Raw genomic sequence first — 15,137 nt, forward strand, 5'->3', positions numbered from 1 at the left:
AAAGTGTCATCAGCCGCCGTATCCAAGAAGCCTCGGAAGAAACAGAACGATTTCGGGAAACAGGATCATCAGGACCAGAGCGCCGATCAGAACTCCCAGGAACGCCCAGACTTCTGAAATGATCTCGCGCAGCGGAATTCCCGTCACCGCGTTGATCACGAAAAGCAATATTCCATAGGGCGGCGTGATCAGGCCGATCATGGAATTGACCACGACAAGAACACCGAAATGCACAAGATCAATGCCGAGATCCCTGCATGTCGGGATGAACAGCGGCACGATCACCAGGATGATCGTTGTCGCGTCCAAAATACATCCCAGCAGCAGAACGAGTATGTTGACACCGATCAGGAACACCAGTGGATGCACATCAACTCCCCGCAGGAACTGAGACATCATTGCGGGGATGTTTTCGGAGATGACCACGAAGTTCAGGATCAGGGCGCCACCGATGACAATACCGACGGCCGCTGACGAGCGCGCGCTTTCAACAAAGATCCTGTAAAGACCGTGCCAGGAAAGAGCCCTGTAGAACAGGCCGGCCAGTAGCAGCGCGTAAAATGCGGCAACGGCAGCCGCCTCTGTCGGCGTCGTGACACCGCCGTATATTCCGACGAGCAGGATCACGGGCATCAGCAGCGCGGGGAACGCATTGGCGGTGTATCTCGGCAACTCGCGCAACGGGACCGGCTCCTCGATGGCGAAGCCGCGCTTTTTCGCAAGGTAGTAGTTCATCGCCATCAGTACGCCACCCATGACCAGTCCGGGCAGAATACCTGCCAGGAACAGCGCGCCGATGGAGGCATTGGACACCAGCGCGTAGAGCACCATGGGGATCGACGGCGGAATGATCGGGCCAATCGTGGCGGACGCGGCGGTGATGGCGGCTGCGTAACCCCGCGAATAGCGGCCATCTTTCGTCATCATGCCGATGATGATCTTGCCGATACCTGCCGCGTCGGCAACGGCAGAACCGGACATTCCGGAAAAAATCAGGGATGCGACAACATTGACATGTCCGAGACCGCCCTTGAACCGGCCAACTGCGGCAACGCAAAAGTTCAGAAGCCGTTCGGAGATTGTTCCCGCATTCATGATGTTCGCTGCCGCGATGAACAACGGCACGGCCAGCAGCACGAAACTGTTGTAGAGCCCCTGGAGTATCTTTTCTCCCGCAAGCGCAACGTCCAGTCCGGCAGCGCCGAGATAGACCAGCGAACCCAGAATGATGGAATAGCCGATTGGGGTTCCGATGGCCGCAAGACCGAACAGGGTCAGCAGACAGAGAGCGAGTTCCATGCTCATACCGCTTCATCTCCCTGCTGGATGGACGGCGCTTCATGCTCGTGACCGGGGATTTCATGTTCACCGTCAGGGGGGCCGTGTCGCTGGATGTCAATGAAGCGCCATGCGTATCGGACAATGACGGCAATCATGAAAACCGCGTAGATCGAGAACACAGTGCGCAAGGGTATCTTCTTGTCGGTGAACGGGTTTTCGACCGTCGCCGTCTTCCGGATTTTCATCCAGTCGATGTAGTCCCAGGTTGGCAGAAACGACCAGACCATGCCCGCAACGATCGCCGCTGCGGAAATCAGGGCAAGCACCTTCTGCACGCCCCGGGGGGCCGCGAGATAGAAGATGTCGAAGGTCACATGGTCTTTTTCACGAACAAGAAACGCATTGCCGAAAAAGACGATCCAGACCCAGAGGATTAGGCAGAATTCCAGCGTCCAGCCAAACGGTGTGACCAGGACGTATCGGGAAAAGATCTGCAGAAGAAAAGTGAAGAACATCGCCGCCAGCATGGAGGCGGCGGCGCCCTCTGCGCCGCGGATGAACCATTTTGAAATGCTGTTCATGATAGTTCCCCCGCGGCGCCGGTCTTTCGTTTATTTGCCCAGTGCGTTGATCTGCTCCAGCACGCCTTCCGGCCACGTGGCGGCAAACTCGCTTTCCAGGTACATGGACTGGACCTGGTTGCGGAACGCCTCCTGATCCGGCTCGTAGATTTCCATGCCCTGCTCTTCCAGGAAGGCGACGAGTTCCTGCTCCTTTTGAAGCTGGGTCATGCGACCTGCTTCTGCAGCTGCATCAGCGGCTGCTTGCACCGTCGCCTGCTGTTCGGGGGTCAATGCGTTGAACACTTCCGCATTCATTGCGATGTAATTGAGATCGACCAGGTGCGACGTCAGGATGATCTGGTTGGTTACCTCGTAGAATTTCGCATCCACGACCGTTGGCAGCGGATTGTCCTGTCCGTCGACCGCGCCGGACGACAGGGCTGTGTAGACCTCGGCAAAAGCCATGGGTGTCGGCGAGGCTCCAAGGGCCTTGCCCAGGAACTGCCAGGCATCCGTTCCCGGCATCCGCAGGTTCACACCGGCAAGGTCCGCAGGCGTCTTGACTTCCAGTTCGTCCTTGCTCTGGCGCAGGTTGACTTGCCTGCGGCCGAGATACATGACGGACAGGAGCTTCACACCGAGTTCCTCTTCAGCCTTTTTCTTGAAGGCATCCATGAGCGGAGCATTGAAGACGGCGACCTGATGATCGGCATCCTGATGCACATATCCGGCGGTGAAAATCGAAAACTCGGGAAAGAACTGCGCGAGTTCCTGGGCCGAGGCGATCGACATTTCCAGGTTCCCCCGGCTGATCGCGTCAAGCTCGGTTCCCTGTGCGAAGATCGTCCCGTTGTAACTCGGAGAATAGTCGGCGAATTCTGCGACCATGGGTCCGAAGACGTCGCGCATGGCGACAGAACGCTGGTCTGTTTCTGATCCGGATGTTGCAAGCCGCAGCTGGACCTTGTCGGCCGCCCAGGCGCCCGCAGTTGCACCGGCAAGAACACCGGCCGCAACGAAAGCCTTGAGTGCCGTACGGCGAGTGAAATTCACGATCATCTCTTCCTCCCTGAGATTATGTCTGCATTCCTCGACTGCGGAGGATGCCTGATTATTTGATTTATGCAAGATTTTTTTAAAAATATCTGATATTTTGTGAAATATCGTTGCCAAACGTTCGCGCAATGGTGGCTTCAAAGGGCGGGATCTCGATACGCCGGCACGTTTGTGCCGAAACCTGAATGGCCTCGATAACCTGCAGCGTCTTGACCCCCTCGGCTCCGGAAACAATCGGCTCGGCGCTGCCCGCTATGACGTCGCAGAAATGCCGGATCTGATTGACCAGGGGATCGGATGCGTCGCGCACAAGGGAGGTCGCGGAAATCGGTGTCCACCAGTCGCGCTGCCGGTCGTTGTGCGACCAAATTCGCAGGTCAGGCAGCGACAAGGACCCTTCAGACCCGCCAATCTTGTAACAGTGCTCGGCCGTGGGCGCGTATTTCGGATTTTCCCGCGCCGTGAATTCCCAGCTCCAGGGGGCGACGATACTGTCGGAAACCGTGAACGACCCGACGGCACCATTGCCGAATTCCAGCAATGCGCTGGCAACGTCTTCATTTTCGAAACCCCTGGCGGAGGCCGCGGAAATGGCCTGCACGGCGACGATCTCGCCGCACAGGTATCGAAGGAGGTCGATGTCATGAACCAGATTGACCGAAATCGGACCGGCACCGGATCTTTTCCGCCACGGCGCTTCGTCAAAATATTGATCGGGTTTGTAGAACCAGCAGGTACCGTGCACCGCCCTTATGTCACCGATCAGCCCGTCTTCGATCGCATCTTTGGCGCGTTGGATCAGGGGATTGTAACGTCTGTGATGTCCGACGAGCAGCGGTGTCCCCTCCTGCAAGGCCAGTGCAACCAGCGCATGGGCTTCCCTCGACGAGGTCCCGATCGGTTTTTCGACGAGCACCGGACAACCGCGTTCAACACAGGCACTCGCCTGGTCAACATGCAGCGGGGTCGGGGTTGCGAGTACAACACCGTCAACCTCGATCGAATCCAGAAGCGCATCAATGGTTTCAAAGCAGTCGACACCCCGCTCGCGGGCTGCCATCCGGCCGCTTTCCTGCGGATCGACCGCGGCGGCAAGCTCGACACCCTGAACCTGGACTATTGCGTCCGCGTGACGCTTGCCAACCAGCCCCAGGCCGGAAATGGCAAGCCGGAGAGAAGAATTCACCGATATGCTCCCTTGAAAAATCGAAGATGTCCGCACTGCCCTGTTTCAGATGGCAGTTCGAGCTGGCCGCGATGTTAGGGAAAGCATCACTCAATTGCAATAATATCTGATATTTTTATTTTTGACTTATATTATTGCGATTTGTGCAGTTGTTTTCCTTGTGATAAATACAGGATAATTCCGATTTTACCGGTTAAAACGATGCAGAAAACACCAACCACCATTGGGTCCAGCACCTACCAGAAAATCAAGCGGGACATCATTTTCGGTGAACTCAGGCCGGGGGCGAAACTCAAGCTCGATTCTCTGAAACAGCGATACGCAACCAGCCCCTCGACCTTGCGGGAAACGCTCAGCCGGCTGGCAAGCGAAGGCTTTGTCGAGGCACCTGAACAGCGCGGATTTCGTGTAACACCCGTTTCCAGCGAAGACCTCATCGAAATCGGCAATCTTCGTGTTCTCCTGGAATGTCACGCCCTGACCCTCTCGATCGAAAACGGCGACACGGACTGGGAAGGCAATCTGGTCGCCGCGCATCACAAGCTGCACCTGATGGAGCAGAAGATGCTCAGCGGGGATGAGAGCGAAAAGGAAGCCTGGAAGCGGTATGACTGGGAATTCCATCTCGCCATGATCGAGGCGTGCAACAACCGGAACCTGCTGTCCCTGCATGCGATCATGTATGACAAGTATTTGCGCTACCAGATGCTTGTGCTCACATATCGCGGCGAAGAGGCTGTCGAGGAACACCGCGTCATGTTCGAGGCAGCGCTCGCCCGCGACACGAAGGCAGCCACGACAATGCTGGAGCGCCACATCAGCAGCGGTGTCGCCCACACGCTTGCAGCCATGACCTGACGGCATTCCACCTGTCATAAACTGTCAATTGTCACCTGTCCGGAACAGTCGTTGGTTTCATCTGCGGATCACCATTCCGGCAAACCGGTCACACGCTTTCCCTGATCGACGACGCCACGAACGCCTGAGCCAAGCGTGACATCGGCACAAAACAACAACAGAACAAAGCGTTCGACGTCGGGCAACCGACGGAAGCACCCGAATGTTCCCACCTTGCTCACGACGCACAAATTGCGCAAAGCTTCAATTCATCTAATGATTTCAAGAGGATAGTTTGGTGGGTGAGTGGGGGCTCGAACCCCAGACCCGCTGATTAAGAGTCAGCTGCTCTGCCAACTGAGCTACACACCCATCAAGACCGCGCCGCAACAAGTCGGCGTGCCGGAATGAGCGTCGTATATAATGCACTCCGGCGGCTTGCAACAGCCATTGTGACATTTTTCCGTCATTCCGGCCATGCGGAATTTGCATGTTCCGGCAGAAACACGGCGCCTCGGAAGAAACAGGGTTCTTTCAGTCGCTGAAGGAAATTTTCAAAAACATTGCGCATCTTTCGCGCAACAATCGAAATTTGGGGTTGACCGGTCAGGACCGCCTCACTAGTGTGCAGCGCGTCAAGACCGGGCGGATATGACCGGATTGACGGGGCGGTCTCGAAAAAGAATTGCCTTTTCAGTCATATCCGGCGAAGGTCTTTGACGACCTGCAGTATCGAAGGACCGGGACGACATGCCGATGTCGCTCATTCTAGTAGTGGTAGGAAAGCGCGCCTCCGCGGCGGGATAACCCCGTTCGGACAGGATGGCGCGCGACCAAGGCTCCCCAAGGGGCCTTTTTTTGTACCCGCCTCCTGACAGCACCTCCCTCCCCCGGGTCTTCGTTGCCGCAGGGCAGCAAGACGAAAACAGACACAGACGAGCCACGGCCCGCAAATCGGGCCGCGTAAAGCAAGGACAAGAAGAATGACACGGGAAATGACCGGCGCCGAAATGGTCATACAGGCGCTGAAAGACCAGGGAGTTGATACGATCTTCGGCTACCCGGGCGGTGCAGTGCTTCCCATCTATGATGAGATCATTCAGCAGGAAGGACTTGAGCATATCCTGGTGCGCCACGAACAGGGCGCCGGCCATGCGGCCGAAGGCTATGCCCGCTCCACCGGCAAGCCGGGCATTGCCCTCGTTACGTCCGGCCCGGGCGCGACCAACATGGTGACGGCGCTGACGGATGCAATGCTCGACTCCATTCCCCTTGTCTGCATCTCCGGCCAGGTGCCCACCCATCTCATCGGCAACGATGCCTTCCAGGAATGCGACACTGTCGGCATCACCCGGCCCTGCACCAAGCACAACTGGCTGGTGCGGGACGTTGACGACCTGCCGCGTGTCCTGCATGAGGCCTTCTATGTCGCGACCTCCGGGCGCCCGGGCCCTGTCGTTGTCGACATTCCGAAAGACGTCCAGTTCGCCACCGGCACCTATCAGGGCCCGACACCGAACCCTGCTGCGGCGCACAAGAGCTATCGTCCGCAGGTCAAGGGCGATGCGGCGTCCATCCGCAAGGCCGCCGAAATGATGGCAGCTGCGAAGAGACCGGTACTCTATACCGGTGGCGGCGTCATCAATTCCGGCCCGCAGGCCTGCCAGCTGTTGCGCGAACTGGTCCAGCTGACCGGTTTTCCGATCACTTCGACGCTGATGGGCCTCGGCGCCTATCCGGCTTCGGGCGAAAACTGGCTCGGCATGCTGGGCATGCACGGCACCTATGAAGCCAACATGGCCATGCATGACTGTGATCTGATGGTCTGTATCGGCGCGCGTTTCGATGACCGCATCACCGGTCGCACGGACGCGTTCTCACCGAACTCCCGCAAGATCCACATCGATATCGACCCGTCGTCGATCAACAAGACGATCAATGTCGACCTGCCGATCATCGGCGATGTCGGTCACGTCCTGGAAGACCTGGTGCGCATCTGGCGCTCCTCCTCGCTGAAATCCGGGGATGCAGCGACGAAAAGCTGGCAAGCGCAGATCGACGCCTGGCGCGCGCGCAATTCGCTGGCTTACAAGCCGAACCAGGACATCATCATGCCGCAATACGCAATCCAGCGGCTTTATGAACTGACCAAGCATCGCAAGACCTACATTTCCACCGAAGTCGGTCAGCACCAGATGTGGGCAGCGCAGTTCTATGGCTTTGAGGAGCCGAACCGCTGGCTGACATCCGGTGGCCTTGGCACAATGGGCTACGGCCTGCCGGCAGCCATCGGTGCCCAGGCTGCTCACCGCGATGCGCTGTGCATCGACATTGCCGGAGACGCATCCATCCTGATGAACATCCAGGAAATGTCGACAGCCGTTCAGTTCGGCCTGCCGGTCAAGGTGTTCATCCTCAACAACCAGTATATGGGCATGGTCCGCCAGTGGCAGCAGCTGCTCCACGGCAACCGTCTCTCCCATTCCTACACCGACAGCCTGCCCGATTTCGTCAAACTGGCAGATGCATACGGCGGTGTCGGCCTGCGTGTCGACAAGCCCGGCGACCTCGATGGCGCGATCGAGGAAATGATCGCCGTCGACAAGCCGGTGCTGTTCGATTGCCGGGTGGCCAACCTTGCCAACTGTTTCCCGATGATCCCGTCGGGCAAGGCTCACAATGAAATGCTGTTGCCGGATGAGGCCAACGACGAAGCGGTTGCCAAGGCAATCAGCGCAGAAGGCAAATCCCTCGTCTGAGGGCCGGGCAAAAAGGACTATTGGAATATGAACGCTCAGAATGTGGATGCGCCTTCAGCCTATTTCCTGGCCGAAGTCAGCAACGAAATCGAAACCCATACCCTGTCGCTTCTTGTCGACAACGAACCGGGCGTCCTTGCCCGTGTGATCGGTCTGTTTTCCGGACGCGGCTACAATATCGACAGCCTGACCGTGTCTGAAACCGAACACGAAAAACATCTGTCCCGCATCACGATCGTAACCACGGGAACACCGATGATCATCGAGCAGATCCGCCATCAGCTCGACCGCCTCGTCCCCGTCCACAGGGTAACGGACCTCACTGTCCGCGCACGCCGCGCCAACCAGGACAAGCCGCTGGAACGGGAACTCGCGCTCATCAAGGTGGCCGGTGATGGCGACAAGCGCCTGGAAGCTCTCCGCCTCGGCGACGCCTTCCGCGCGACCGTCATCGATGCGACCACAGATCATTTCGTCTTTGAGATCACCGGCCGCACCTCCAAGATCGAACAGTTCATCGCCATCATGAAACCGCTCGGGCTGGTGGAAGTTTCCAGAACCGGCGTTGCTGCGGTCCAGCGCGGTCCTGAGGGGCTTTAGACCCTGCAGACCTTTAACAATCAGGACCCGCCGCCTACATGCGGCGGGTTCTTTGTTTTGTCCGGAGTGTCCCATGCCTTTTGATCTTGACGTTTATCTTCGCCGGATCGGCCTTGAAACATGCACTCCGGATCTGGCCGGCTTGAGGCAACTGCAGACCGCGCAGATCGGTGCAATTCCGTTTGAAAATGTTCTGCCCTTTCTGGGACGCGTGCCGGATCTTGATCCTGAAAGCCTCTGGCGGAAGCTGGTTCTCAACCGGTGCGGTGGATATTGTTTCGAGCTGAACTCGCTCCTGGGTGAGGCCCTTGTTGCGCTGCGTTTCGACGCTAGGCAGGTCCTTGCCCGTGTGCGCATGGGCGAAGCAAAGGGCGGTGCGAGAACCCACCTGGCCTTCGTCGTGACGCTGGACGGAGACGAATGGCTGGTCGACACCGGATTTGGCGGACAGGCACCCGCCGAACCGGTGAAGATTGCCGAAACCGGGCAGCCTGTTCGTGATCAGATCTACCGAGTTCGTTTTGAAGATGTATCCGGCGAGCATGTTCTGGAGCGGAGCACCGAAGACGGCTGGTTTCCACTCTACGGTTTCGACCGGGTCGAGGTCCGTCGTGATGATATCGAGGCTTCCAACTTCCTTTGCGCGGCATCGCCAAAACAGTCGTTTTCTTCGAGCATGAAATTCTATCGGCTGAGAGAGGACGGCTTCCTGAGTTTTCTGGACGGCCGGGCGCGTCACATCGGAAGCGGCAAAAAACGCGAATGGCAGATCAGTACTTATGAGGATCTGGCGGCCTTCATGAAGGAAGACCTTGGGCTCGGCTATGACGATGCGGACATCGAGGCAATCGCCAGTCGCCTCGCTTCCATGCAACTTTCAAACTCTTAAAGCTGAGCGCTCGTATGGGCGAATTCGCAATTTTGACGGAAAACCCACTGAACACGTCAATCGCCAAACCTGTCTATTTGTAAAACCCCTGGCGTAGATTGATCCCGTGTTCGACAAATGCTTTCAGGCAGCACAACATCTGCGTCCAGCCTTCGCAATTGCCATATGACGCCTCCAGTCCTCCGGCATTATCGCGCCAGCCTTCCTCGCTGATGGTCACAAGCGTCCGGTCCCCGTCCAGTGGCTCGAACGTCATGGTAACCGTGGTGTCGTAGCCGACCGGCTCCGGGGCCTCGCCCGTGGAACTGACCTCACCGCTCTCCTGCGCAGCCCATCTCAGGACGATGAGACTGTCTTTTTCGACCCGGTCGATCTTGACCGGAAAGCTTCCGGGAAATTCTGCAAAGGCCCAGTTCACCGTCACACCAGGCTCAAGCCGCCCATCCGATCCGCCAGTCGTGAAATAGTTTGACAGGGTGTCCGGGTTGACGACAGCCTCGAACACCTCCGAGACCGGCCTGTCAATTCTGCCGGCGATCTTGAATGACAATGTCATTTCTTCCTCCAACTAACCGGAACCCGTTTCATTCAGATGGCGTGTTTCAGCGCAGCTTGCCAGACTGCCGAGGTGATGTTTCCAGCCGCCCAGATGTGCCGTTACCAATCGCGCCCGGTCACTTTCCGGTGCGCCGTTCCAGCCCCGATGTGTGAGAACGATCCGGCAGCCGTTTCCGTTTTCCAGCAACCGGACGGCAACGTCTGTCTCGAATGACCAGCCGTCGTCCTTCCAGCTCAATTGCAACAGCCGTGGAGGGTCGATTTTTACCACCCTTCCACGCGTGTGATGCTGCCCCCCCCTGTCACGCCAGGGTTCATGAAAACGGCCGCCCTCAAATGGCTCCAGCACGACATCGTCCCCCCACCAGAACACAGGCCTGATCAGGGTTTCCCAAACCCGGTCAGCCGGCACGGCGCAGCTTCGTTCCAGCGTCATCGCGTCGTCTCTCATGGCTTGGTTTCACCTTTGACCACTTGCTCGCAATCATTTAATGTTATAAAATTATAACATGTCAAGCGATGATGATTCGGACAAAATTTTCAAGGCGTTGGCAGACAGGCGCCGCCGGAAAATTCTGGATTTGCTGAAAAACACACCGAAAACGACGGGAACGCTGTGCGAGGCGTTTCCGGAACTGGACCGCTGTACGGTCATGCAGCATATGCGTGTCCTTGAAGCGGCCGACCTGATCATCGTCCAGCGGAAGGGCCGCGAACGCTGGAACCACCTCAATGCGCTTCCTATCAAGGATATTCATGACCGCTGGATCGGTGAATTCGCCGAAAACGCGGTCACCATGCTGGCCAGTCTCAAATCCGACCTCGAGGCACGGGAAGACCGGTAAGGTTCCGGTCCAGACCTGCCGCTTAGACGCAACTCTCGATGTTGATCGTCAATGTCTTTCGCAACGGTGCATCGCCTGGCCCGGTCATCGGGGCAACGTGATGCCACGAGTTATAGGTCTTGACGAAAAGCACACACTGGTTCGGCTCGAACGGAAATGTTTTCACCGTGTCCACGTCTTCAAAAGCCATTGACTTGTTGAGGTGATTGAAGACCAGGGTTCTGTCCGTCGGCAGGCAGACGGATGTACCGCCACCCCAGGCCATGTCCCATTCATCGGGCCTCATCATGGAGACAACCAGCGTGATGAGCTTGTTGGGCGCGTCCGTGTGCGGCAATATCCGGCCGCCGTCCGCGGGCATCATGGAGAATTCGAACCTGGCACTCAGTTCCGTCTGACGGCGAATACGGCTCAGAAGACTGGCCTTGTGGCCGGTTTTTTCAGAAAGAACCCGAATTCTCCGCAAACCGAGATCAATCCTGTTTGCGGCAAGCATCTCAAGAACCTTTTCGACGAAATCGGCAGATTTCACATGATCGTAAAAGGCTTTCCACACCGGGCTGCCAGCGAGGAAATTCTCGTAATTTTGTCGGTTGTTGACTTCGGAAAGCGAAAACTTGTGCCCAAGTTCCGGTTTGTACTCGAACAGCTCGCGATCCGGGTACGTTTCGACAAGCCGCCCGTAGGTGTCCTCGTCGAGCACATCCATGATGTAGCAGATCGGATAGGGTTCGTAGTCGAAAGCGGCGCTTCCGTAGTTCAGCATGGTCACGGGACACCTGTGTTGCGGCGGACAAAGCGCAACTTGTGTACTTTGGCACCGAAAATCATTCAACCTGTATTTGAAACGCAAATTTGGACGATGACCTCACCCCTGGATTGGCGGCCTAGACGCGACACGGATCAGCGCGTATACGACACCGGCGTTCCGCGCTGTTTCCGGCGCGGAAGACTCATTTCATTCAAGGAAAAGGCTCCAAGCCCATGATCCACGGTCTGTCCCGGCCGAAAAATCAAATCCGATGGCTCCTGCTTGAGGGTATCTCCCCGACCGCGCAAAATATCCTTGAAAGGGCGGGCTACTCGAACGTGGAGGTCCTGCCCGGCGCTCTTGAAAAGGACGCCCTGATTGAAAAACTGCAGGACGTTCAGATCCTCGGTATCCGGTCGCGCACACAGGTTACGGAAGAAGTGCTGGATGCGGCCAAGAGCCTTGTCGCTGTCGGCTGTTTTTCGGTCGGAACCAACCAGGTGGATCTGAACGGCACCTTGAACCGCGGCATCCCGGTCTTCAACGCACCATTTTCCAACACCCGTTCGGTTGCTGAACTGACGATTGCCGAAATCGTCATGCTGATGCGCGGGGTATTCACCAAATCCTCCGCGGCCCATGAAGGCCGCTGGCTGAAAAGCGCTGCCGGGTCCCACGAGATCCGCGGCAAGACGCTCGGGATCGTCGGCTACGGCAATATCGGCACGCAGCTTTCGAATCTGGCCGAAGCCATGGGCATGCGCGTGATCTATTTCGACATGGTCGACAAGCTGCAGCACGGCAATGTACTGCCGACGGACAGCCTGGACATGCTGCTGTCGGAGTCTGACGTCGTCTCCTTGCATGTGCCCGACACAACCGCGACCAGAAACATGTTCCGGGCCGAGCAGATAGCCAGGATGAAAAAAGGCGCGTTCCTCATCAACAATGCCCGCGGCAAGGTGATTGATATAGAGGCCCTCGCCGATGCGCTCAGGTCAGGCCACCTCGCAGGGGCTGCCATTGACGTATTTCCGGTCGAGCCGAAGTCCAACAAGGATGAATTCACTTCTCCCCTGCGCGGCCTCGACAACGTCATTCTGACGCCGCATGTCGGCGGATCGACCGAGGAGGCACAGGCCCGGATCGGTGAGGAAGTCTCCAAACGGCTGGTGGAATATTCCGACGTAGGCTCAACGATCGGCGCCATTGAATTTCCTCAGGTACAGCTACCGAAGGGAACGGATGCAACCCGCTTCATCCAGGTTCATCACAACGCTCCGGGCGCCATGCGGACGCTCAACGACCTCTTCACCCGTCATGATCTCAACATCCATGCCCAGTTCATGCAGTCGCATCAGGACATCGGCTATGTGGTTCTGGATGTGGACAGCCCCGTCGAGGAACCGGTCGGTATCCTCGAAGAAATCCGGGCCCTGCCGAACACCATCCGGGCGAGACTGCTCAACCGGGTCTGAAGAAAGATATTTCCGTTCCAGGTGGCCCGGTGGAACCGGGCCTTCTTGGCAAAGGTTTCAAATAATTCATTTGTTTCGACCGAACGCCTCCCCACCTAGGTGACCGGGGGACGACCTCCATTGTCATTCACTTGAACGGGACGACCCGTGATGGAGAACCGACATGGCGTGGATCTTCCTTTTCTTGGCCGGAATTCTTGAAATAGCCTGGGCTTTCGCGATGAAGGAATCGCAAGGTTTCACGCGACTGGTGCCGACGCTCATCATGCTGGGTGCGATGGTGGCTTCTTTTGGCCTCCTGTCGCTTTCCATGCGAACGCTTCCGCTGGGAACCAGCTACATGATCTGGACCGGAATAGGCGCCGTCGGCGCCTTCGTGGTCGGGGTCTGGTTCCTGGGTGAAGCGGTGAGTGTTCAGCGCATCATTGCCGCCCTTCTCATTGTGGCCGGAATTTTCACGATGAAACTCGCCTGAGAAACCAGGCATGGTCCCGGCGGGCTCGGTATCAAAGGCTGAAAAACCGTTTCTTGTTCAGACGTTCAGGCCAGAGGCACAGGCGCGAAATTCGCGGACGGCCGGAGCAGCACCGTCGAGTGGAACGACAACTGTCCGCTCGCCAAGAAGTGCCGTGGCGGTGTGGTTGAATTCGAGCCCGTTCAGAACATTGCCGAAGCCGCGATCCGTGACGGTCAGGGTTGCTCCGCCGCCCGAGAGTGCGTGCCGGTCGGTCGAGATTGTGTTGCCGCGCGGCCCGTCAAAACGCATCGCAAAGATCGAGCCCTGCTGCCAGGGCCGCTTCGGCGTGATCGCGATGGCGTATTCGGGGAGCGCGGGGTCGTAGGTAACACGCACCGAAGCGTCCTCACCATCGTGGACCAACTCGCAAATCCGGCCCTGTCTGACCTCCCAGGCCAGCGCAGGCGCCGTGCTCAACAGTAGTATGGCAAGGGCGCGCAACATGTGGACCAGTCTATCAGATTCCAAAACTTTGCGCTCTGGATTTTGATCTGCCGCGCTGCGATGGCAATTGGCGGCATAGTTACCTTGGACCGATAGTGTACTTCCGAGAAGGAGCCAGTGTCGATGGCGAGTTCATCAAACGACGGTTTGAGCCCAACAATCCGGCTTTCTGCGAATTCATGAAATTTGGGTTTCAGAGACGTTATTGACCTTTTTCTGGCGAAGATCCATCAGTCTTCAAACTTCGTGCTCGCAAGGCAACTGTAGGTCTGCTGTGAAAGACAGCGCAGAAGGCCACTTGGGGTGTTTGTTCCCGCACGACAGGAACCCAGTGTCGGGTGAAAAGCCGCACCACCAGTTATTGCGTAAATCTCACGGCCTTCGCCAGACACTCGTCGTCGCAAACTAATTGCACCGAAACAAGCAGGGCCAGATTAAAATCAGAAGCGACGGCTCCACCGCGACGCGACGCCGAAGCCGACCAGCGTAGTCAATAGAAGGAACATTCCGGCAGGCAGTGGCACAGCCCCAACCTGCGCGATCTCAACGCGGAAATTATCAAATCCCGCAGTATTGGTCGAAGGCGTGCCGAAGGTGCCGTTACTGGTCAAAAAGCCGAATGACATGACGCCACCAGTCCCCGAGAAATCAAGCGTGCCACCGCTGATCGCGGTGAATTGCGCGGAACTCAGGGGCCCGGTTGTCAATCCAACCCAACCCGATCCGTTGAGAACCTGACCCAGCCCAAAAGCGAAAAAATTCCCACCCTGGCGAACGACAGCCCCGGCTCCCATCGCACCTGCAGGACCGCTGAATGCTTTCAGATCCAGGCTGAAAGTCAGCGATCCTATCGCCCCCATTCCAGACGGATCGTACGTTGCGGCTTCGTAGATATGTGCGGCCTGGACACTCGAAGCTGCCAACGTGTTGACTTGACTCACAATCGTGCGAAAGGCGCCAGGATTGCCTCCGTTCAAAACCTGTGCACCCGAGAAGACGAAGCTGTTATTAGGTGTTGTGTCTCCAATTTCGGTGGCAGACCAATTGATGTCGACAAATTCGGTATCGCTGATCACCGTCGCGCCAAAGGCAGCGACAGGCGCGAATACGGCAAGAAAAAGTGCTGCCGAGAATGATTTAATCATCTTGCTGTCCTTTTCTGAGCGAATACTAATTGATTTTGTCAATTTCGATCGATCGACATTCTTCAAACAAATTGAATAGAGATAAATACTAACGGAAATAAACAATTTAATCAAATTTTAACATATTTTGTTAGGAAGTATCGGCCAAACACCGGCTCATCGATGCCCCGGTGGCGAATGGCAGAAAATCCGGAGACCGGCGTCTGACCAGTTCGCAACAAGCACAAG

General features: G+C 57.1%; 16 protein-coding genes and 1 tRNA gene. 7 read left to right on the top strand and 10 right to left on the bottom strand.

Features of this window, described 5'->3' with window-relative positions:
* Positions 1 to 9: 9 nt before the first annotated feature.
* From LA5095_RS17240 to LA5095_RS17255, 4 genes are all read right to left on the bottom strand, one after another.
* Complete coding sequence (locus LA5095_RS17240; RefSeq protein ID WP_055117149.1) at positions 10 to 1,305, bottom strand: TRAP transporter large permease; 1,296 nt, start codon at positions 1,303 to 1,305, stop codon at positions 10 to 12.
* Positions 1,302 to 1,862, bottom strand: coding sequence for a TRAP transporter small permease (locus LA5095_RS17245; RefSeq protein WP_055117151.1), 561 nt, complete (start codon positions 1,860 to 1,862; stop codon positions 1,302 to 1,304). The genes LA5095_RS17240 and LA5095_RS17245 overlap by 4 nt, the downstream gene beginning before the upstream one ends.
* A 30-nt stretch (positions 1,863 to 1,892) precedes the next feature.
* A complete protein-coding gene (gene dctP / locus LA5095_RS17250; protein WP_055117153.1) occupies positions 1,893 to 2,903 on the bottom strand; it encodes a TRAP transporter substrate-binding protein DctP in 1,011 nt (336 codons plus the stop codon).
* A 76-nt stretch (positions 2,904 to 2,979) separates the two neighbouring features.
* Entirely contained in the window at positions 2,980 to 4,086 is a 1,107-nt protein-coding gene (locus LA5095_RS17255; RefSeq protein WP_055117155.1) for a Gfo/Idh/MocA family protein, read from the bottom strand.
* 201 nt (positions 4,087 to 4,287) lie between these two features.
* Between LA5095_RS17255 and LA5095_RS17260 the strand changes: the two genes are divergently transcribed.
* Positions 4,288 to 4,944 carry a GntR family transcriptional regulator gene (locus LA5095_RS17260; protein WP_029060841.1) on the top strand — a complete coding sequence of 219 codons (657 nt, stop codon included), beginning with the start codon at positions 4,288 to 4,290 and terminating at the stop codon, positions 4,942 to 4,944.
* Positions 4,945 to 5,219: 275 nt separating this feature from the next.
* Here the strand turns inward: LA5095_RS17260 and LA5095_RS17265 are convergent.
* A tRNA-Lys gene (locus LA5095_RS17265) sits at positions 5,220 to 5,295 on the bottom strand.
* Between the two features lie 611 nt (positions 5,296 to 5,906).
* Between LA5095_RS17265 and LA5095_RS17270 the strand changes: the two genes are divergently transcribed.
* From LA5095_RS17270 to LA5095_RS17280, 3 genes are all read left to right on the top strand, one after another.
* Entirely contained in the window at positions 5,907 to 7,682 is a 1,776-nt protein-coding gene (locus LA5095_RS17270) for an acetolactate synthase 3 large subunit (RefSeq protein WP_055117157.1), read from the top strand.
* 27 nt (positions 7,683 to 7,709) lie between these two features.
* Positions 7,710 to 8,282: an acetolactate synthase small subunit gene (gene ilvN / locus LA5095_RS17275; RefSeq protein ID WP_055117159.1), complete on the top strand. Its 573-nt coding sequence runs from the start codon at positions 7,710 to 7,712 to the stop codon at positions 8,280 to 8,282.
* 73 nt (positions 8,283 to 8,355) lie between these two features.
* Positions 8,356 to 9,171, top strand: a complete 816-nt coding sequence (locus tag LA5095_RS17280) for an arylamine N-acetyltransferase family protein (protein ID WP_055117161.1) — start codon at positions 8,356 to 8,358, stop codon at positions 9,169 to 9,171.
* Between the two features lie 73 nt (positions 9,172 to 9,244).
* Here the strand turns inward: LA5095_RS17280 and LA5095_RS17285 are convergent, their stop codons facing one another.
* Positions 9,245 to 9,727 carry an SRPBCC family protein gene (locus LA5095_RS17285; protein ID WP_055117996.1) on the bottom strand — a complete coding sequence of 161 codons (483 nt, stop codon included), beginning with the start codon at positions 9,725 to 9,727 and terminating at the stop codon, positions 9,245 to 9,247.
* Between the two features lie 12 nt (positions 9,728 to 9,739).
* Entirely contained in the window at positions 9,740 to 10,180 is a 441-nt protein-coding gene (locus tag LA5095_RS17290) for an SRPBCC family protein (RefSeq protein ID WP_055117163.1), read from the bottom strand.
* Positions 10,181 to 10,238: 58 nt separating this feature from the next.
* Here LA5095_RS17290 and LA5095_RS17295 point away from each other — a divergent pair, with 58 nt between their 5' ends.
* Positions 10,239 to 10,574 carry an ArsR/SmtB family transcription factor gene (locus LA5095_RS17295; RefSeq protein WP_055117165.1) on the top strand — a complete coding sequence of 112 codons (336 nt, stop codon included), beginning with the start codon at positions 10,239 to 10,241 and terminating at the stop codon, positions 10,572 to 10,574.
* Positions 10,575 to 10,596: 22 nt separating this feature from the next.
* On the opposite strand, the gene LA5095_RS17300 is transcribed toward LA5095_RS17295, so the two are convergent.
* Positions 10,597 to 11,340, bottom strand: coding sequence for a hypothetical protein (locus LA5095_RS17300; RefSeq protein WP_055117169.1), 744 nt, complete (start codon positions 11,338 to 11,340; stop codon positions 10,597 to 10,599).
* 218 nt (positions 11,341 to 11,558) lie between these two features.
* Here LA5095_RS17300 and serA point away from each other — a divergent pair, with 218 nt between their 5' ends.
* Together serA and LA5095_RS17310 are read left to right on the top strand one after the other, a co-directional pair.
* Positions 11,559 to 12,803: a phosphoglycerate dehydrogenase gene (gene serA / locus LA5095_RS17305; protein WP_055117171.1), complete on the top strand. Its 1,245-nt coding sequence runs from the start codon at positions 11,559 to 11,561 to the stop codon at positions 12,801 to 12,803.
* A gap of 163 nt (positions 12,804 to 12,966) precedes the next feature.
* Positions 12,967 to 13,278, top strand: a complete 312-nt coding sequence (locus LA5095_RS17310; RefSeq protein ID WP_055117173.1) for a DMT family transporter — start codon at positions 12,967 to 12,969, stop codon at positions 13,276 to 13,278.
* A 57-nt stretch (positions 13,279 to 13,335) separates the two neighbouring features.
* On the opposite strand, the gene LA5095_RS17315 is transcribed toward LA5095_RS17310, so the two are convergent.
* Entirely contained in the window at positions 13,336 to 13,764 is a 429-nt protein-coding gene (locus LA5095_RS17315) for a hypothetical protein (RefSeq protein WP_055117175.1), read from the bottom strand.
* A gap of 440 nt (positions 13,765 to 14,204) precedes the next feature.
* Positions 14,205 to 15,023, bottom strand: a complete 819-nt coding sequence (locus LA5095_RS17320) for a VPLPA-CTERM sorting domain-containing protein (RefSeq protein ID WP_144436031.1) — start codon at positions 15,021 to 15,023, stop codon at positions 14,205 to 14,207.
* Positions 15,024 to 15,137 lie beyond the last annotated feature (114 nt).

Source organism: Roseibium album (genome assembly GCF_001404515.1).
Taxonomy (GTDB): Bacteria; Pseudomonadota; Alphaproteobacteria; order Rhizobiales; family Stappiaceae; genus Roseibium; species Roseibium album.

Bases quoted from the DNA above. Each gene is read 5' to 3' on its own strand.
- LA5095_RS17240 (WP_055117149.1), bottom strand. From the start codon at position 1,305: ATGAGCATGGAACTCGCTCTCTGTCTGCTGACCCTGTTCGGTCTTGCG.
- LA5095_RS17245 (WP_055117151.1), bottom strand. From the start codon at position 1,862: ATGAACAGCATTTCAAAATGGTTCATCCGCGGCGCAGAGGGCGCCGCC.
- dctP (WP_055117153.1), bottom strand. From the start codon at position 2,903: ATGATCGTGAATTTCACTCGCCGTACGGCACTCAAGGCTTTCGTTGCG.
- LA5095_RS17260 (WP_029060841.1), top strand. From the start codon at position 4,288: ATGCAGAAAACACCAACCACCATTGGGTCCAGCACCTACCAGAAAATC.
- LA5095_RS17270 (WP_055117157.1), top strand. From the start codon at position 5,907: ATGACACGGGAAATGACCGGCGCCGAAATGGTCATACAGGCGCTGAAA.
- ilvN (WP_055117159.1), top strand. From the start codon at position 7,710: ATGAACGCTCAGAATGTGGATGCGCCTTCAGCCTATTTCCTGGCCGAA.
- LA5095_RS17280 (WP_055117161.1), top strand. From the start codon at position 8,356: ATGCCTTTTGATCTTGACGTTTATCTTCGCCGGATCGGCCTTGAAACA.
- LA5095_RS17285 (WP_055117996.1), bottom strand. From the start codon at position 9,727: ATGACATTGTCATTCAAGATCGCCGGCAGAATTGACAGGCCGGTCTCG.
- LA5095_RS17290 (WP_055117163.1), bottom strand. From the start codon at position 10,180: ATGAGAGACGACGCGATGACGCTGGAACGAAGCTGCGCCGTGCCGGCT.
- LA5095_RS17295 (WP_055117165.1), top strand. From the start codon at position 10,239: ATGTCAAGCGATGATGATTCGGACAAAATTTTCAAGGCGTTGGCAGAC.
- LA5095_RS17300 (WP_055117169.1), bottom strand. From the start codon at position 11,340: ATGCTGAACTACGGAAGCGCCGCTTTCGACTACGAACCCTATCCGATC.
- serA (WP_055117171.1), top strand. From the start codon at position 11,559: ATGATCCACGGTCTGTCCCGGCCGAAAAATCAAATCCGATGGCTCCTG.
- LA5095_RS17310 (WP_055117173.1), top strand. From the start codon at position 12,967: ATGGCGTGGATCTTCCTTTTCTTGGCCGGAATTCTTGAAATAGCCTGG.
- LA5095_RS17315 (WP_055117175.1), bottom strand. From the start codon at position 13,764: ATGTTGCGCGCCCTTGCCATACTACTGTTGAGCACGGCGCCTGCGCTG.